Raw genomic sequence first — 17731 nt, forward strand, 5'->3', positions numbered from 1 at the left:
ATGGCGGACGTAGCTCAGTTGGTAGAGCGCCGGTTTGTGGTACCGGTTGTCGCGGGTTCAATCCCCGTCGTTCGCCCCAGGTTTCCCTTATAAATTTGCGAAGATACGCCTTTTTTGAAAAAAAGGCGCCCCAAAAAACTTTTGCTCCTTTGCGCCCGGGTGGTTCATGGCTGTTGCCGCGCTGATTCTGGCTGGGGGCAAAGCCACGCGCATGGGGGGCGCGGATAAGGCGCTGATCCTGCTGCAAGGCCGGCCGCTTTTGGCGCATGTGCTGGAGCGCCTGGCCCCGCAGGCCGCCCCTATCGCCCTCTCCGCCAATGGCGATCCTGCCCGCTTCGCGGCTTTTGGCTTGCCGGTGCTGCCCGACGCGCCGGAGTTCGCCCATTGCGGCCCGCTGGCCGGGGTGCAGGCCGGGCTGGCCTGGGCCGCCGCGCAGGGGGCGGATTTCCTGCTCACCATCCCGGTGGACACGCCCTTCTTTCCGGCCACCCTGGCGGCCGACCTCGCCCCCGGCCCGTCCGTCGCGGTCTATGCCGGGCGCCAGCACCACCTCGCCGCCCTCTGGCCGGTCGCCTTCCTGCCCGCTCTGGAAAATTTCCTGCGCCAGGACGCTAAATTCAAAGTCCGCGACGCGCTGGCCCTGTGCCAGGCCCGCCAGGTGCATTTTACAGCCCCCGCCGACCCCTTCGCCAACCTCAACAGACCTGAGGATCTCTCGGGTTTCGGCTGAATTTCAACGGCCTGTAAAAGATTTACGCTGCATATGCGAAGTGAGTGCAGGCTTTCACATATTTACCGGGTTTTTTCACAAAACCTTCTGACGCGCCGCAAAACCGGGTGTATTTGAACTGCCGCAACCATCCATTCCGGACGTTCAGCGGAGACCCAAATGTCGTACCAAGATAGCATCCGTACCACCAGCGAACTGATCGCCGCCAAGGGCGGCACCTGGGACGGAATTTCCCCGGAGGCCGTGGCCCGCATGCGGCTGCAGAACCGTTTCCGCACCGGGCTGGATATTGCCCGCTACACCGCCAAGGTGATGCGCGAGGACATGGCGGCCTACGACGCCGACCCGGCGAACTACACCCAGTCGCTCGGCTGCTGGCACGGCTTCATCGCGCAGCAGAAGATGATCTCCATCAAGAAGCATTTCGGCACCACCAAGCGCCGCTATATCTATCTCTCCGGCTGGATGATCGCCGCCCTGCGCTCCGAATTCGGCCCGCTGCCCGACCAGTCCATGCATGAGAAAACCTCCGTCCCGGCGCTGATCGAGGAGATCTACACCTTCCTGCGCCAGGCCGATGCGCGTGAGCTGGGCGGCCTGTTCCGCGAGCTGGACGCGGCACGCGACGCCGGCGATCTCGCCAAGCAGAAAGAGATCCAGAGCAAGATCGACAATTTCGAAACCCATGTCGTGCCCATCATCGCCGATATCGATGCCGGGTTTGGCAATGCCGAAGCGACCTATCTGCTGGCGAAGAAGATGATCGAGGCCGGCGCCTGCGCGCTGCAGATCGAAAACCAGGTCTCCGACGAAAAGCAGTGCGGCCATCAGGATGGCAAGGTCACTGTCCCGCATGAGGATTTTGTCGCGAAAATTCGCGCTCTGCGCTACGCTTTCATGGAAATGGGCGTCGAGGACGGGATTATCGTCGCCCGTACGGACAGCCTGGGGGCGGGCCTGACCAAGCAGATCGCCTTCTCCAAGGAGCCGGGCGATATTGGCGACCAGTATAATGCCTTCCTGGATTGCGACGAGGTCGATACCGCCACGATCGGCAATGGCGATGTGCTGATCACCCGCAATGGCAAGCTGCTGCGTCCGAAGCGTCTGCCCTCCAACCTGTTCCAGTTCCGTGCCGGCACCGGGGCGGATCGCTGCGTGCTGGATTGCATCAACGCGCTGAACAACGGCGCCGACCTGCTCTGGATCGAGACCGAGAAGCCGCATATCGAGCAGATCGCCTCGATGGTCGACCGCATCCGCGAAGTCGTCCCCAACGCCAAGCTGGCCTATAATAATTCCCCGTCCTTCAACTGGACGCTGAATTTCCGCCAGCAGGTCTTCGATGCGATGAAGGCACGGGGCGAGGATGTCTCGGCCTATGACCGCGCCAAGCTGATGAGCGCTGATTACGACGCCACCCCGTTGGGCCTGGAAGCCGATGAGAAGATCCGCACCTTCCAGCGCGACGCGGCGCAGCGCGCCGGCATCTTCCATCATCTGATCACGCTGCCGACCTATCACACCGCGGCCCTGTCCACCGACAATCTGGCCAAGGAATATTTCGGCGCGCAGGGCATGCTGGGCTACGTTGCCGGGGTGCAGCGCCAGGAGATCCGCCAGGGCATCGCCTGCGTGAAGCACCAGAACATGTCGGGCTCCGACATCGGTGACGATCACAAGGAGTATTTCGCCGGCGAGGCCGCGCTGAAGGCCGGCGGCGTGCACAACACGATGAACCAGTTCGCGGCGTAACCGCCCCCCCTTCAGGTGCGGCGCAAGAACCGCACGATTTTCAACTTGTGAACGGCCCGGCCTCGTCCGGGCCGTTTTTTATCGCCCGGCGCTGGGCAAAGCCCGCCGCAGCCCATAAGAGCCGCGCATGTCCCGCATCATCCGGCATTTCTGGACGCTCTATCTCACCTTGCTTGGGCTCGGCGCGCTCGCCCTGCTGGCGCCGCTGCTGGCGCGCGGGCTGGCCGATGTGGAAATCGATTCGGATGAGGGCTGGAATGTTGTGCGGGCATTGCGCGCGGCGGCACATGTGCAGCTCTATGGGCAGCCGCCGGGGCTGGATTTCACCAATTACCCGCCGCTCTCCTTCCATCTGATCGGCGCACTCAGCGCGCTGGGGCTGGACCCGCTTTTCACCGGCCGGGCGCTGGCGCTGCTGGCCCTGCTGGGGCTGGGCGGGCTGGCGGGTTCGCTGGTGGCGCGGCTTTGCGGCCAGGCCTGGGCCGGCGCCTGCGCCGGGCTGGGCTTCATCCTCTTCCTGGCCTTGTTCATGCCGGTGCGGGTCGCGGTGGATGACCCGCAGCTGCTCGGCATGTTGGCCGAGATGGCGGGGTTCGTGCTGTTCCTGCGGCGCGGCCCGCTCTGGCTGGTCGCCTTTCTGTTCGTACTGGCCTTGTTCACCAAACACTCTTTGCTGGCGCTGCCGATCGGGGTGGGGCTCGCTTTGCTCTGGCAGCGGCGCTGGGCCGAGCTGGGCCTCTTCCTGGCGGCCGGTATGGGGCTGGCGGATGCGCTGCTCTGGCTCAGCTTCCGGTTCGACGGCCCGTATTTTTTCGCGCATCTGCTCGCCCCGCGCGCCTTTTCCTGGCAGGACATGGCCTCCCAGACCGGCAGTTTCCTCGTCCGCTTCTGGCCGCTGCTGGCGCTGGCCCTCGGCTGGGGCTGGCAAGGGCGGCGCGAGCCAGCGCCCCAGGCCTGCCTGCTGGCGCTGATCGTGGCGCTGGTCCTGGGCATCGGCTTCTCCGGCGGCGATGGCGTCGGGCTGAACGTGTTTTTCGAGGCGCTCTGGCTGGGCACGCTGATGGCGGTGATGGCGGGGGCGGCGCAGGGTGGCTGGCGGCGCTGGGCCTTGCTCTGGCCGCTTTTGTTCCTGCCGATGGCCAGCCTCTCCGCCTGGCGCGAGCTGGACGCCCTGCCCCAGGCGCGGGCAGAGTTCGCCGCCGCGCGCACGGTGTTGCAGGCCATCAAGGGCCCGGTGGTGTGCGAAAACCTGCTGCTTTGCACCGAAGCCGGGCATCAATCGGCTTTCTCGCCCTATTTCGTCGCCAGCCGCATCCGCGACGACAAGCTCTCGGCGGCGCAGATCGACACGCTGCTGCGCAGCCACAGCCTCGTCGCGGTGCAGGTCGGCGCCACCGACCGGCCCATCCATCGCCCGCAATTCACCCCTGACTTTCTGGCCATCCTGCACCAGGATTATCGCCCGCTTCAGCAGGGCCGCACGCTCTCGCTCTGGGTGCCGCGCTAGCCGTGCGGCATCGCCCGGTTTGCCCCCAGTTTGCCCCCAGTTTGCCCCCAGTTTGCCAGGCCCGAACCCCGCATGGTAAGCGCTTTGCCCTGACGGGGGCAGGGCGCATGCCCGTTCCTTGCAATCTTTCCGGAGATGATCGGACCAAGGCATGGCAAAGAAACTCGTTTGGGGCCGGGCCTGGCATGGCCGTTCCTATGACCTCGGCAAAATGACCCTGCCGGAGCTCTGGGCTGCCTACATCACCTATCCTGCGATCAATCTCTACGCGGCCATCGCGCTCGCCGCAGGGCTCTATGCCGGTTTCACCGTCCGGCACTGGGCGCAGATCGTGCTGCCGATCGTCGCGGTGCTGATCGTCTATCCTCTGGTCTGGTACGGGCTGCACCGTTTCGTGCTGCATGGGCGCTGGCTCTACCGGATGCGCTGGAGTGCGGCGCTCTGGAAGCGCATCCATTTCGACCATCACCAGGACCCGCATAAGCTCGAAGTGCTGTTCGGCGATCCGCTGAACACCATCCCGACCATGGCGATCATCACCCTGCCGATCGGCTTCGCCCTGGGCGGCTGGGCCGGCGCGGCGACGGCGATCTGTACGGCGTTGGTGACCACCTGCGTCTATGAGTTTTTCCATTGCATCCAGCATCTGAACTACAAGCCGAAAAACCGCTTCGTGCAGATGCTCAAGCGCGACCATCTGCTGCATCATTTCCAGGATGAGAGCGGCAATTACGGCATCGTCTCCTTCCTGCCGGACAAGATTTTCGGCTCCTATTACCAGGAGCGCGGCCGCAGCCCGACCGTGTTCAATCTCGGCTATGATGTCGAGCAGGCGAAGCGTTACCCCTGGGTGATGGAGCTGACCGGCAGCCCCCCGCGTGACCGCCCCCCTGGTGCCACGGACGAACAAGGAAAGCGCCCCGCCTGATGCAGGATATTCAAATTGTCCCGGTGACGGATAAAAAGCTCCTCAAACGCTTCATCCTGTTGCCCGAGCGGCTGCACCAGAACGACCCCGCCTATATCGCCCCGCTGCATATGGAGCGCGAGGAAGCGCTGGGGCCGAAGAACCCGTTTTTCGGCCATGCGCAGGTGCAGTTCTGGCTGGCGGTGAAAGATGGGCGCGATGTCGGCCGCATCTCCGCGCAGATCGACACGCTGGCGCAGTCTTTGAACCCGGAGGCGCCGGGCCTGTTCGGCATGCTGGCGGCGGAGAATGATCTGGACCTGTTCCAGACGCTGCTGGAAACCGCCGCTGGCTGGCTGCGCCAACGCGGCATGAAAGTGATGCAGGGCCCGTTCAACCTCAACATCAACGAGGAAACCGGCGCGCTGATCGACGGCTTCGCCAGCAAGCCGATGCTGCTGATGCCGCATGACCTGCCTTATGTGGCGCGAAATCTGGAAACGCTCGGCTTCGCCAAGGCCAAGGATGTCATCGCCTATCTCTACGATATCCGCGAGGAGCTGCCGGAATCGGTGCAGCGTTTGCTCGCCCGTCCGCTGCCGCCCGGCATCACCGTGCGCCAGATGGACATGAAAAACCTGCCCGCCGAGATCAAGAACGTCACCTCCATCTTCAACGATGCCTGGTCGCAGAATTGGGGCTTCGTGCCGTTGACCGAGGCGGAGACGGACTATCTCTCCAAATCGCTGAAGCCGCTGCTGCATCCGCGTCTGACCAGCCTGGTCGAGCGCGACGGCGAGCCGGTGGCCTTCATGATCGCGCTGCCCAATCTGAACGAGGCGATCGAGGGGCTGAACGGCAAGATCCTGCCTTTCGGCTGGGCCAAGCTGCTCTGGCGGTTGAAGGTCTCGGGGGTGAAGACCGCGCGGGTGCCGCTGATGGGCGTGCGCCGCTCGGCGGCGAAGGACATGCTGGGCAGCCTGCTGCCCTATCTGATGATCGACATGGTCCGCCGCGAAGGCCGGCAGCTGGGTTATACCCATATCGAGCTGTCCTGGATTCTTGAGGACAATATGCCGATGCGCCGGATGATCGAAGGGTTGAAGGCGGCGCCGTACAAGACCTACCGGGTGTTCGAGGCGGGGCTGTAAGCACCAAATTTTGGAGCTGGAGCGCGTGGTGAAGCCAGAGCAGGATCAGCGGCTGGTCGGGTTGTTGGCCGTGCTCGGCTCGCAAAGCTCCGTCAATCTCGGCGCGGCCTTCGCCAAATCGCTTTTTTTGGTGATCAGCCCGGCCGGTGTCACCTGCCTGCGCGTCACCTTTGCGGCGCTGCTGCTGGTGGCGCTGCGCGCCCCCTGGAAGCGTGTGCCGCCACCCTCCACCCGGCCGGCGCTGCTGCTCTACGGCGCCATGCTGGCGGCGATGAACCTCGCCATCTACCAGGCCTTTCAGCGCATCCCCATCGGCATCGCGGTCGGCATCGAAGTCACCGGGCCGCTCGCCATCGTGCTGCTCTCCTCGCGCCGGCCACGGGATTTTCTCTGGCTGCTGGTGGTGGCCCTTGGTCTGGCGCTGCTGCTGCCCTTGCATGTGAAGGACAGGCTGAACCCGCTCGGCATCGCCTTCGCCCTGGCGGCGGCGTCGGCCTGGGCGCTTTATATCGTCGCCGGCAAGCGTGTCGCCGCCAGCCTGGGGCGAATGCGGTCACCTGGGGGATGATCGTCGCCGCCCTCCTCGTCGCCCCACTCGGCGCCGCGGTACTGAATTTCGGCCAGCTGCGCCCCTGGCAGCTCGGCATCGCGCTCGCGGTCGGGCTGCTCTCCAGCGCGGTGCCTTATTCGCTGGAGATGGAGGCGATGAAGCGCCTCTCCGCCCGGGTGTTTTCCATCCTGCTCAGCGCTGCCCCGGCGATTGCCGCCTTTGCCGGGTTTCTGGTGCTGGGCGAGCGCCTGACCTGGCTGCAATGGGGCGCGATGCTGTGCATCATGGCCGCCTCCGCCGGCAGCGCGCTGACCGCGCCGGTGACGCCGCCGCCGCCGATATTGGAAACCTGAATTTATAAAAGTTTTTGGGGTTTGGCCCTTTTTTCAAAAAGGGCCAAGAGAGGTCGGGTGGTGGCGACGGCGTTGCCACCACCCGAACGTTCGTGGGGAGTTTTTGAAAAAAGTCCCCACACCCCAAAAACTTTTGCAAATGTTCCTAAACCCAGCCCGCCTGCCGGTACCAGGCGGCCGTTTGCGCAAAGCCCTCCGCCAGCCCGATGCGCGGCGCATAGATCTCACGTGGCAATAGCTCCTGTGCGGGCACCGACCAGTCCGGATGCAATATCTCCCTTGCCTTGCCCAGTGTGAAGATCGGTGGCGCGCCGCGCAGCCATCCGGCAGCGCCGGAGAGCGCCCCCGCCGCCAGCACCAAAGACGCCGGCAATTTCACCAGACGCGGCGCCCCACCCATCGCCGCCCCGGCCTGCATCGCGACAAAGCGCAGCGTGTAGCCCTGCGCCTGGGCATCCGCCAGCGCGAAGCAGCCCGGGCGAAACCCAGCCCCGGCCAGCGCCGTGATCGCCCCGGCCGCGTCATCGGCATGGATCACCGCCACCTTGCTATCGCCAAGCACCGGCGCGATACGCCCTTTTGCCGCCTTGAACATCGCCAGGCTCTCACGATCCCACGGCCCATAGATCGCCGGCGGCCGGACGATGGCAAGCTGGTCCGGCGCCTGCGCATAAGCCGCCCGCGCCGCCTCTTCCGCCGCGCGCTTGCTGAACGCATAAGGTGAAAGCCCCGGCTCGCGCGCCGCCAGCGAGGAGATGAAAATAAACCGTGCCCCGCCGCGTGCAGCCGCGCCGCCCGCGCCAGCGCCGCAGTGCCATCCCGGTTGCCGCGCAGAAATTCGGCCCGGCTGCGCGCCTTGATCAGCCCGGCGCCATGCACCACCACATCCGCGCCGCGCACCAAGGCCGCCAGCGCCGCCTCATCCTCCAGCGCGCCGCGCACGGTCTCGAAGGTCAGCCCCTCCAGGGCAGGATGTTCCACCGGCCGCCGGCTCAACAGCCGCAGCCGGAAGCCGGCGCGGGACAGGGCAGGGGCCAGATGCAGACCCAGAAACCCCGTCCCGCCGGTCAGCGCCAGAAGCGGTGCCTCAGTTACCACGGGTCTGATAGAGCACTGGCCAGTCCGCCGTGGCGCCGCCACACGCATCCTGGAAAGTCAGGCTGGCCAGCACGAAGCGGCGCCCGTCCCAGATCCAGCTCGCCGCCGTGCCGCAATCGCCGATGCCCCGGCCTTTCGCGAACATCGCCAACAGGCCCCGCGCCGGATCGAACTCCGGGCTGGTCAGGTCGGTATCGTCGCTGTCACCGGGGAGGGGCAAGGGCAGATGTAAGGCGGTGACGCTGCCATCCCCTCGCCCCACGATGAAGCCCAACATGCTGCCCTGATACGCGCCCATGATGCAGGGCAGCAGCACCAGCGCCTTATCGTCACTCAGCGCGTGCGCCTCCGGGGGCATGGCCTGGGCGGCATCCGCCTCGCACTCATCCGCCTGCAGCGCCGCTGCCTTGCCGTTGGCCAGGGCGATCAGCTTTGCGGCCTCGCCGGGCGCCAGCGTCGCGGTGATCTTGCGTGCCGGCAGCAGCGGCAAGGCGGGCGGGGCCGGCACGTCGCTGGCCGGCTTGGCGCCTTGGTTGAGCAGCGCGGTGACGGTGCCGACACGTCCCTGAATGGCATCTATTTTCAGCATCGCCGCCGAAAACCCGTCCAGTGGCACCGCCGTCTCACCCGGAAGCTCAATCTCATGCCCGTTGCGCACCGCCTGCACGAAGGCACGGATGGCGGTAGCATCATCGGTGCTCAGCGTGGTGACGCCGTCCTGCGTGACGCTGCGCCAGCCTGCACCCAGCTTCAGCGGGCCGCCATCCAGACTCAGATCGTTCAGCCCCAGCGTGGTGGTGGAAATAATGTCCAGCTCGGCCGTGCCATCCGCCCCGCCGGCGCGGGTGAAGTCGATGGTCGCCTGCTGGTCCGTGCCGTCGCTGTTCAGCCCCTTGGCCTCACAGTTCAGCCCGTTATCGCAGGCGATGATCCAGCTTTTATATTCATGGTAGAACGGCGCCGCCCCGCCCGCCCAGGCGAATCCCGGCAGCAGCCAGGCCAGCAGAGCGAGCCGGCGCATCGCGGCTCTACTCCGCGGCGGTGGCGGTGGCGCGCAGCTGGAAGGCGCCGTCCAGATACATCGCCCGCGCCCGCGAGCGGCTGAGCTTGCCGGACGAGGTCTGCGGCAGGCTGTGCGGCGGCACCAGCACCACCCGGGTTTCCAGCCCCTGGCGGCCGCGGAAGAAGCGGGTGAGATCCTCCACCAGCGCCTGGCGGGCCGCATCCTCCGTGGCGCGACATTGCACGAGGACGATCACCTCCTCATCCTCGCCATGATCCACCGAGAACACCGCGACATCGCCGCTGCGCAAGCTGGCGATCTCCGCCTCGGCCGCCCATTCCAGGTCCTGCGGCCAGACATTGCGGCCATTGACGATGACCAGATCCTTGGCCCGCCCGGTGATCACGATCTGCCCGCCGGTGAGATAGCCGAGATCCCCGGTATCCAGCCAGCCCTCGGCGGAGAGCACGCGCGCGGTCTCCTCCGGGGCGCCGAAATAGCCCAGCATCAGGCTCGGCCCGCGCACATAGATGCGCCCGACCTCACGCTCGGCTAGCAAGCCGCCATCCTCGCCGCGCACCTGGACCTCATGTTCGGGCAGCATTTGCCCGCAGACGACGAAATGCCGGGTGCGCGCACTATTCTCATTCGCCGGCACGGCGCGGTGTTCCTGCTCCAGCACCAGCTGGTCCACCGCATCCTCGCGCGCGCCCTGGCCATCCGGGCTGAAGCTCAGCGCCAGCGTCGCCTCGGCCATGCCGTAGCAGGGGATGAAGGCGGTGGGGCGAAGCCATGCGCGTCAAAGCGTGCCGCGAAGCGGGTCAGCACCGCCGGGCGGATCATGTCCCCGCCAATCCCGGCACGCCGCCAGGAGGAGAGATCGAGATCCGCGGTCGAGGCGGTCTGGGCGCGCCTGGCGCAGAGCTCATAGCCGAAAGAGGGGCTGAAGGAGATGCTGCCCTTGTTGCGGGTGATCAGCTGCAGCCAGAGCAGCGGCCGGCGGGCGAATTCGCGGGTGGGCAGAATATCGACCGAAAGCTGGCAGGCCATCGGCATCAGCAGGAAGCCGACCAGCCCCATATCATGGTAATAAGGCAGCCAGCTGGTGCAGCGATCATCCTCATTCACCTGCAGCCCGTATTTGGCCATGTAATGCGCATTGGCCATGAATGCCGCCTGCGTCACCGCCACGCCGAGCGGAAAGCGGGTGGAGCCGGAGGAGAATTGCAGATAGGCCAGGGCCTCGGGGCGGGCAGGCGCTCCTGCGGCACCATCGGCGCGTCGGCGAGATCCGCGATCAGCCCGGCGCATTTCAGCCCCAGCCCGTCAACGGCCTCGGCCAGCCAGTCGGAGAGCACGGCGGGGCCGAACACGGCATGCGCGTCGGCCGCCTGGATCATCCGGCGCAGGAAGGAAATATAGCCTTCCTTGCCACCAAACGCCGCGGGCAAGGGCAGTGGGGCGGGCACCAGCCCGGCATATTGGCAGGCGAAGAAGGCGCGGGCGAAATCCCCATCGCTCTCGGCCAGCAGCCCGACGCGATCCCCCGGCTGCAAACCCGCACCCAGCAGCTTGCGGGCCAGCTCCAACGCCTGCATACGCAAGCGGGCATAAGGCAGGGATTCGGTGAGGACACCTTTGCCGGAATAGAAATTCAGCCCGGTTGGGCCCAACGCGGCATAGTCCAGAGCCTCGGCCAAAGTGCCGAAATCGGCGATACGCTTGGGCTGCCCGGGATGGTGAGTCGGGGTCGGCTCAGTCATATTGCCTGGAATTTACCGTTGGTGCCATCGCTTGGCGCTAACAGACTCACAAGGGAATGGCAATGGCTTTGGCGTCTGGCACGGTTGACAGAGCGCCCCGCCGCCGCCTAGCCAGCCTTGGCTAACCGCTTCATTTTGTTTGCTGGATTACCAAATCTCCATGTCCATCCCCGCGATTGCGCGATTCTGCTGGATCGGTCCGAAGCTGGCCTGGGCGCACGGCCTGGCGCTGCTCTCCGCCGCCGCGCACGGGGGATGGAGGGCGTCTGCCTGCATCATACCGATGATCTGGCGCCCGGCCCGGTGCTCGAGGCCCTGCAGGCGGCCGGCATCCAGCTGGTGCGCGAGGATGCGCCAGGCCGCCTCGCCCGCGTCGAGGCGGCGCTGGGCCTCGCCCCCGGCCTGACCCGGCTCTATGCCCGCCTGAGCAGCCCGGTGCAGCGCGCGGACATGCTGCGCGCCGCCATCCTGTTCGAGGAGGGCGGGGTCTATCTGGATGTCGATACCCTCACCGTGGCGCCGCTCACGCCTTTGCTGAATGTCCCGCAGTTTCTCGGCGCGGAGCGGATCGTCTGGCCGGAATGGGTGCGCGCCTCGCGTTCACCGCGACTCTGGGCCAAGCATCTGGGGCTGGATGTGCTGCGCAAAACCTTGCGCCTGCTGCCCGGCGGCTGGCGGTTCTTCCGGCTGGTGGAAGGCTGGTACGCGCCGGCGGTGAATAACGCGGTGATGGGGGCCACGCCCGGCGCGCCCTTCTTCGCCGCCGTGCTGCGCGCCATGGCGGCGCTACCGGGCGATGTCGCGCCCGGTGCTTACGCGTTGGGGCCGGATCTCTACCAATCCCTGCTGGAAGCCGCCCGGTGCCGGACCTGACCATTCATGCACCGGCGGTTTTCTACCCCTCCCGCCGGAAATCTCGGAACATTGGTTCCGCCCCACGCGCCACGCCCAGGCCGCGCTGGCCCGCGTGCTCAGCCCGCAAACCAGGGTCGCGCATTGGTATGGCTCGGTCCGCACCAGGCCCTATGTCGCTGAAATCAGCCCGGATTATATCCGCGCCCACCGCACCACCCAGCTTTTCAGCGCCCTGGCGGACCGGCTTCTGCCCGCCCTCGCCCCACAAGATTGAGCCCGTCCAGGCGTCTTACGCGCTTGTCATACTTGCGACACATGACGGAAACAGCTACGAGACTGACTTACTTACCGCGCAGAGTTCGGACTCATCCCGCAAGTGCCTGCAGTCCGTCCAGGGTTTTCCGCAAGAGGCGGGAGGCCCGGTGCCAATCCCCGGCAGGGCTGCGAGTGGCAGGAGGCCTTTGGTTACAAGGTTGAGAGACGAGCGCGTACCCGGTTCTGTTTACAGTCCCCGCCAGCTTTGCTGGCGCGGCCGGCGTGCGTCCTGGCGTCTGGTCAAGCTGGCGGCATCCTGCCCGTCGGCGGAATTTAGCGAGAGACGAGGTTGATTATGGCGAAGAACGGCGGCATCCGCATCGCGATCGCTGGCATCGGCAATTGTGCCAGCTCCCTGATCCAGGGCATCTATTACTACACGCCCGAGCGCTGCGCCGAAGGCGTGGTCGGCCTCATGCACACCGAGATCGGCGGCTATCAGCCCAACGATATCCGCGTGGTCGCGGCGTTCGATGTCGATGCCCGCAAGGTCGGTCAGGATGTCGCCACCGCGATCTTCGCCAAGCCGAATTGCACCAAGGTGTTCGAGCCGAACATTCCCGCCACCGGCACCATCGTGAAGATGGGCCAGGTGCTGGACGGCATCTCCGAACACATGGCCGATTACGACGAGGACCGCACCTTTGTGCGTTCCGACGCGAAAGAGCTGAGCAAGGACGAGATCGTCGCCGAGCTGAAGGCCACCAAGGCCGACGTGCTGCTGAACTACATGCCGGTGGGCTCTGAAGCTGCCGCGCGCTTCTATGCCGATTGCGCCCTGGAAGCCGGCTGCGCCTTCGTCAACAACATGCCGGTCTTCATCGCCAGCGATCAGGCCTATGCGGACAAGTTCGAGGCCGCCAACCTGCCGATCATCGGTGACGACATCAAATCCCAGGTCGGCGCCACCATCACCCACCGCGTGCTGACGGATCTGTTCGCCAAGCGCGGTGTGAAGCTGATCAATACCTATCAGCTCAACACCGGCGGCAATACCGACTTCCTGAACATGAAGAACCAGCAGCGCCTGGTCTCCAAGAAGAAATCCAAGACCGAAGCCGTGCAGGCCGTGGCCAAGGAGCGGATGCAGAAAGAGCACATCCATATCGGCCCGTCCGACTATGTGCCCTGGCAGAACGACAACAAGATCGCCTTCATCCGCATGGAAGGGCTGCAGTTCGGCGACGTGCCGATGGATCTGGAACTGCGCCTCTCGGTGCAGGACAGCCCGAACTCCGCCGGTGTCGTCATCGACATGGTGCGCTGCTGCAAGCTGGCGCTGGAAGCCGGTGTCGGCGGCGTGCTGGCCGGCCCCTCCGCCTATTTCTGCAAGCACCCGCCGGTGCAGTACACTGACGACATCGCGCATGAGATGACCGAAGAGTTCATCCGCACCTGCCGTCCGCTGCTGGCCGTCACCGCCGCCGAATGAAGGCGCTGATCGTCGCCGCCGGCCAGGGCACGCGGCTGCGCGAAAAGGGGGAGCTGAAACCGCTCATCCCGATTCGCGGCGTGCCGCTGATCGAGCGCGTCATCAGCAATGGGCGCGAAGCCGGGATCGAGGAGTTTCTCGTCGTCACCGGCTATCGTTCCGAGGAATTGCAGGCGCGGCTGGGGGAATTCTCCCGCCGCTCCGGCATCCATATCACACGCATCCATAACCGCGCCTGGGACCGCGCCAACGGCGTCTCCGTGCTCGCGGCCAAGCAATATCTGGATGAGCCGTTCCTGCTCACCATGTGCGACCATCTCGTCGACCCACAGATTTTGCGCCGGCTGATCGAGGCCAAGGCCGAGCCGGATACGGTCACTTTGGGCGTGGATTTCAATATCGAAAACCCGCTGAACGACCCGGAAGACGTCACCCGCGTCAAATCCGAGGGCGATGTGCTCAAGCATATCGGCAAGGTGATCCGCGACTTTAACTGCTTCGATACCGGCGTGTTCCGCTGCAACCCGGTGATGTTCGACGCGCTGGAAGAATCCCAGACCCGCGGCGATGACAGCATTTCCGGGGCGATGAACGTGCTGGCCGGCTGGGGCAAGGCGCGGGTGCTGGATATCGGCGACCGGCTCTGGGTGGATGTCGATGATCCGATCGCCTTCGGCAAGGCCGAGGCGCTGCTGGATGAAGGCCGGCTGTAAGAAGGTCCAGATATCGTGAGCGATGCCACCAGTGCCGGCGCGGCCGATCCGATCCGGCGCACCTATGAGATCGAGGACCCGACCAACCTCTATCTGATCCACCCGATCTCCGCCGCCCTGGTGCCGCTTTTCGCGAAATGGGGATTTCGCCCAATATTGTTTCGCTGCTCGGCATGGGCTGCGGGATTCTGGCCGGTGTCTCCTATCATTTCTACAGCAGCACCGGCTGCGCCGTGCTGGGCTTCCTGCTGATGCTGGCCTGGCATGTGATGGATGGTGCCGACGGCCAGCTGGCGCGGCTGACCAAGCGTTATTCCGAGCTCGGCAAGATCCTTGACGGCATCTGCGACTATGTCACCTTCACCGCCGTCTATGTCGGGCTGGCGCTGGCGATGAGCCGGTTCATGGGCGGTTGGGCCTGGGCGCTGGTGGCCCTCTCCGGTGTCGCCCATGCGGTGCAATCGGCGTCGTATGAGATGCAGCGCCAGGATTATAATTTCTGGGGCTGGGGCCGGGCCTCGGCGGCGCTGCCGCGGCTGGATGCGAAGCCAAAAGGCATCGCCGGGCGCCTGCATCATCTCTATGCCCGGGTGCAGCTCTGGGCCTCCGGCGGGGCGGCGGAATTTCACCGCGTCTTCGCCGCCATCCTGATCTCAAAGCCCCGGCAGGAGGCGGCCTTGCGCGAAGCCTACCGCGCCCGCTTCGCCCCGGTGACCCGCCGCTGGGGCGTGCTCTGCGCCAATTACCGCACGCTGGGCCTGTTCCTTGCCGCGCTGGTGAAGCTGCCGGTGCTGTATTTCGTCTTCGAGATCATCGGTTTCAGCGCCATCCTGATCGTGCTGCTGGAGGCGCAGAAGGTGCAGTACCAGGCTTTCCTGGAGCAGATCGGCCAGCGGAGCGGGTCAGGCGCAGCCTGAAAGCTTGACCACCCGGCGCGACGAGGCCGGGTATTTCGCCAGCATCCGCGCCGGGCGGATCGGCCGTTCCACCAGATTGCCGCTGCAATTCGGGCAGAGCCCGCCCAGATCCTCGGCGCAGGCCGCGCAGAATGTGCATTCGAAGCTGCAGATGCGCGCGGTCTCACTCTCTGGCGGCAGATCGATATCGCAGCATTCGCAGTTCGGCCTAAGGTCGAGCATGGGGGCGTCCCGTTTTCGTTATACAACCATAATGATGTATCGAAACGGATCAGGCAAGCCAGGATTGCGTGCCGGTCAAGCCCCGGCGTTCAGCCGCCCCGCCCCAGCCGGCTATGGCTGCGCTCCAGCAGCCAGCCCCCCACTCCCAGCAGCACGAGCGAGGGGGCGAGGGCCGCGATCGCCGGATGCACCGCCAGCAACAGCCCGAGATAGCCGGTAATCTGCTGCACCAGCAGATAGACCATGCCCAGCAGCGCCCCGATGACGATCTGCCGCCCCGCCCCGCCGGCCCGCTGCGGCCCGAATACGAAGGGGGCGGCGATCAGCGCCATGCCGAACAGCGAGAGCGGCACCGCCACCATGCTCCAGAAGGTCTGCTGATAGCGCAATGCCTGCTGATGCTGCGCCTGCAATTGCCGCAGATAGGCGTAGAGCGCCAAAGGCGGCATCGTCTCCGGCGGGATCGCCAGCAATTGCAGCTGCCTTGTGGAAAGAAAGGGCTTCCAGCTCAGGCTCTGCGCCGGTGCGCTCTCCACCTGGCCATGGGTGATGACCTCATGATGCACCCCGCTCAGCGCCCAGCTGCCATCGGGTTGCGGGGTGGCGTCATCGGCCTGCACCACATCCCGCAGCGTGCCGTCCGGCGCCAGCGTGTAGATGGAGACGCCGTGCAGCGTGTGCCCATCGGCGAAGCTCTGCACATTCAGGAACACCCCGTCTTTCTGTGCCCAGAAGCCGCCATTCACCATCCCGGGCAGGGCATCGCCCAAGGCCGCCGCCTGGGCGCGCTGGGCGGCCTGCTGCGCCGGCGGGATGACGAATTGCGCCAGCAGGAACAGCGCCAGGATGATCGGCAGGCAGAGCTTGGCCACGGCGCCGACAATCCTGGCCTGCGACACGCCGAAGCTGCGAAACGCCGTGAGTTCGGAGGATTTCGCCAGGCTGCCCAATCCCAGCAGGCTGGCCAGCAGCATCGAAACCGGGGCCAGCTGCAGCAGCCGGTCCGGGGCGGTGAGCGCCGTATAGCTCAGAGCGTCGGCCAGCGTGTAATGCCCCTGCCCGACCAGCCCCAGCTGCTCGACGAAGCCGAGCAGGCTGAACAGCGCCGTGAGCCCGATGATGAACAGCAGAAAAGCGCGGCCGACCACCCAGCCGACATAACGGTCAAGCTGCATCGTGGCTGGTGGCGGCGTGCCAGTTGGTGTTGGCGGGGTGGGGGTGGCGCGGCGTCTCGCCCGGCCGGTGCAAAAGCCGGCGCAACGCTGGCCCGTACCAGATCAGCGCGATGAACAGCCCGAGCAGGCATGGCGCCCACCACAGCCCCGGAAACGCGCCGACATCGCCATGCTGCACCCAGGTGCGGGCGATGGTGCAGAGCAGGTAATAGGCGGAATAGGCCAGAATCGCCGGGCCGAACTTGGCATAGCGATTCTGCCTTGGCTTGCCCCGGCTCAAAATCGCCCCCAGCAGCGCCAGCAGCAAGGTGGAAATGCCGGTGGAGAGCCGCCATTGCCGCTCCGCCACGTCGCCGGGGGTGGAGGAGGTGAACAGCTTCGCACTGCTCGCCGCCACCGGGCTGTAGCCGGGCTTGCCGGGCAGCGCGCCATCCGGGTCGATATTCAGCCCTTGCGCGTCCAGCACCTGGTCATTCGCTGGGGTGCCGGGGTCGAGCTGATAGATATGCGCATCCGAGAGATGCACGATGCGCCGTCCGTCATCGCCCATCGTCGCGGGGGTGGCGTTGGCGGCGGTGATGATCTCCAGATGCCCGTTCTGTTCACGCGCCACGAACAGGTTCCGCGCGGCGGCGTGCGGCCCGGCGCGGTTGCCCAGAAATACCACCTGGTCGCCCTTGGCGCTGGCATAGAAGGTGCCGGCCTCCATCGCATTCACATTCAGCGTCACCGCAGCCCGCCGGGTGATCTCGTGCGAGGTGGCATAGGCCCAGGGCCGGGCGAAGAGCGAGAGCCCGGCCACGCCCAGCCCCAGCGTCAGCGCCAGGCGCATCACCGGGCGCAAAAGCTGGCGCGGCCCCAGCCCCAGGGCCAGCATGGCAGTGATCTCACCATCCGATTGCAGCCGCCCGAACCCGGCCACCACGGCGATGAACAGCGAAATCGGGATCAGCACTTCGAGCGAGATCAGCAATTTCAGCCCGGTCAGCGCGGCGATGGCGCGCACCGGCAGCAGCCCGTTCACGGCATCGGAGAGAATGTTCGCCAGGCTGTAGCCGGCGAACAGCAAGGCCAGAATCCCCAGCACCACGGCAAAGGGGCGGATGATCTCACCGGTTAAATAGCGATCCGTCTTCAAAGCGCTCGACCAACTCTCTCAAGGCAGCAGGGGGCCCGGCGCGTGATGCCGCCCGAAAGGCCCGTGACAAGGCGGTGCCCGCTCTTTAATAGAGGGGCTGGTAAGAAGTATAGTTTTTCCTGCACGTTTGTCATGGGCCGCCTGTGC

Annotated in this window: 17 protein-coding genes, 1 tRNA gene and 2 pseudogenes; 13 read left to right on the forward strand and 7 right to left on the reverse strand. The window is 65.7% G+C overall.

The window, feature by feature from the left end; genetic code table 11:
- Positions 1–3 precede the first annotated feature (3 nt).
- From GT370_RS16780 to GT370_RS16815, 8 genes are all read left to right on the forward strand, one after another.
- Positions 4–79 (forward strand) — tRNA-His (locus tag GT370_RS16780).
- Between the two features lie 87 nt (positions 80–166).
- Positions 167–730, forward strand: a complete 564-nt coding sequence (gene mobA / locus GT370_RS16785) for a molybdenum cofactor guanylyltransferase MobA (protein ID WP_008495012.1) — start codon at positions 167–169, stop codon at positions 728–730.
- Between the two features lie 159 nt (positions 731–889).
- Entirely contained in the window at positions 890–2485 is a 1596-nt protein-coding gene (locus GT370_RS16790) for an isocitrate lyase (protein WP_008495013.1), read from the forward strand.
- A gap of 127 nt (positions 2486–2612) precedes the next feature.
- Positions 2613–3992: a DUF2029 domain-containing protein gene (locus GT370_RS16795; protein ID WP_008495015.1), complete on the forward strand. Its 1380-nt coding sequence runs from the start codon at positions 2613–2615 to the stop codon at positions 3990–3992.
- 151 nt (positions 3993–4143) lie between these two features.
- Positions 4144–4920 carry a sterol desaturase family protein gene (locus GT370_RS16800; protein WP_008495016.1) on the forward strand — a complete coding sequence of 259 codons (777 nt, stop codon included), beginning with the start codon at positions 4144–4146 and terminating at the stop codon, positions 4918–4920.
- The gene (locus GT370_RS16805) at positions 4920–6050 is read left to right on the forward strand and encodes a hypothetical protein (protein ID WP_008495017.1); all 1131 of its coding nucleotides are present in this window, start codon (positions 4920–4922) and stop codon (positions 6048–6050) included. Before GT370_RS16800 ends, GT370_RS16805 begins: the two co-directional genes overlap by 1 nt.
- Positions 6051–6060: 10 nt before the next feature.
- Positions 6061–6618, forward strand: a complete 558-nt coding sequence (locus GT370_RS16810) for an EamA family transporter (RefSeq protein WP_270183423.1) — start codon at positions 6061–6063, stop codon at positions 6616–6618.
- Positions 6615–6953, forward strand: coding sequence for an EamA family transporter (locus tag GT370_RS16815; RefSeq protein WP_270183424.1), 339 nt, complete (start codon positions 6615–6617; stop codon positions 6951–6953). The genes GT370_RS16810 and GT370_RS16815 overlap by 4 nt, the downstream gene beginning before the upstream one ends.
- 145 nt (positions 6954–7098) lie before the next feature.
- On the opposite strand, the gene GT370_RS16820 is transcribed toward GT370_RS16815, so the two are convergent.
- The 4 genes and pseudogenes from GT370_RS16820 to GT370_RS16835 all read right to left on the reverse strand — a co-directional run bounded on the left by GT370_RS16820 (position 7099) and on the right by GT370_RS16835 (position 10817).
- A complete protein-coding gene (locus GT370_RS16820; protein ID WP_333490093.1) occupies positions 7099–7791 on the reverse strand; it encodes an NAD-dependent epimerase/dehydratase family protein in 693 nt (230 codons plus the stop codon).
- Positions 7737–8099, reverse strand: a pseudogene (locus tag GT370_RS16825) (NAD-dependent epimerase/dehydratase family protein); the annotation flags it as partial. The gene GT370_RS16820 and the pseudogene GT370_RS16825, both read right to left, overlap by 55 nt.
- The gene (locus tag GT370_RS16830) at positions 8041–9072 is read right to left on the reverse strand and encodes a DUF1176 domain-containing protein (protein ID WP_008495020.1); all 1032 of its coding nucleotides are present in this window, start codon (positions 9070–9072) and stop codon (positions 8041–8043) included. The pseudogene GT370_RS16825 and the gene GT370_RS16830, both read right to left, overlap by 59 nt.
- A 7-nt stretch (positions 9073–9079) precedes the next feature.
- Positions 9080–10817, reverse strand: a pseudogene (locus GT370_RS16835) (fatty acyl-AMP ligase).
- Positions 10818–11072: 255 nt separating this feature from the next.
- On the opposite strand from GT370_RS16835, the gene GT370_RS16840 reads away from it, so the two are divergent.
- The 5 genes from GT370_RS16840 to GT370_RS16860 all read left to right on the forward strand — a co-directional run bounded on the left by GT370_RS16840 (position 11073) and on the right by GT370_RS16860 (position 15049).
- On the forward strand, positions 11073–11690 hold the full coding sequence (locus GT370_RS16840) for a glycosyltransferase (protein ID WP_270183425.1): 618 nt from the start codon (positions 11073–11075) through the stop codon (positions 11688–11690).
- 94 nt (positions 11691–11784) lie between these two features.
- Positions 11785–11946: a hypothetical protein gene (locus GT370_RS16845; protein WP_270183426.1), complete on the forward strand. Its 162-nt coding sequence runs from the start codon at positions 11785–11787 to the stop codon at positions 11944–11946.
- 336 nt (positions 11947–12282) lie between these two features.
- Entirely contained in the window at positions 12283–13419 is a 1137-nt protein-coding gene (locus GT370_RS16850; protein ID WP_008495024.1) for an inositol-3-phosphate synthase, read from the forward strand.
- Positions 13416–14132 carry a phosphocholine cytidylyltransferase family protein gene (locus GT370_RS16855; protein WP_008495025.1) on the forward strand — a complete coding sequence of 239 codons (717 nt, stop codon included), beginning with the start codon at positions 13416–13418 and terminating at the stop codon, positions 14130–14132. Before GT370_RS16850 ends, GT370_RS16855 begins: the two co-directional genes overlap by 4 nt.
- Before the next feature lie 137 nt (positions 14133–14269).
- Positions 14270–15049, forward strand: a complete 780-nt coding sequence (locus GT370_RS16860) for a CDP-alcohol phosphatidyltransferase family protein (protein WP_270183427.1) — start codon at positions 14270–14272, stop codon at positions 15047–15049.
- Here the strand turns inward: GT370_RS16860 and GT370_RS16865 are convergent.
- From GT370_RS16865 to lptF, 3 genes are all read right to left on the reverse strand, one after another.
- On the reverse strand, positions 15035–15271 hold the full coding sequence (locus GT370_RS16865; protein ID WP_008495027.1) for a DUF1272 domain-containing protein: 237 nt from the start codon (positions 15269–15271) through the stop codon (positions 15035–15037). The two genes, GT370_RS16860 and GT370_RS16865, sit on opposite strands and share 15 nt — an antisense overlap.
- 89 nt (positions 15272–15360) lie before the next feature.
- Positions 15361–16446 carry an LPS export ABC transporter permease LptG gene (lptG, locus tag GT370_RS16870; protein WP_008495028.1) on the reverse strand — a complete coding sequence of 362 codons (1086 nt, stop codon included), beginning with the start codon at positions 16444–16446 and terminating at the stop codon, positions 15361–15363.
- Complete coding sequence (gene lptF, locus GT370_RS16875) at positions 16436–17584, reverse strand: LPS export ABC transporter permease LptF (RefSeq protein ID WP_008495029.1); 1149 nt, start codon at positions 17582–17584, stop codon at positions 16436–16438. The genes lptG and lptF overlap by 11 nt, the downstream gene beginning before the upstream one ends.
- Positions 17585–17731 lie beyond the last annotated feature (147 nt).

This window comes from Acidocella sp. MX-AZ03 (assembly GCF_027626035.1).
GTDB lineage: Bacteria > Pseudomonadota > Alphaproteobacteria > Acetobacterales > Acetobacteraceae > Acidocella > Acidocella facilis.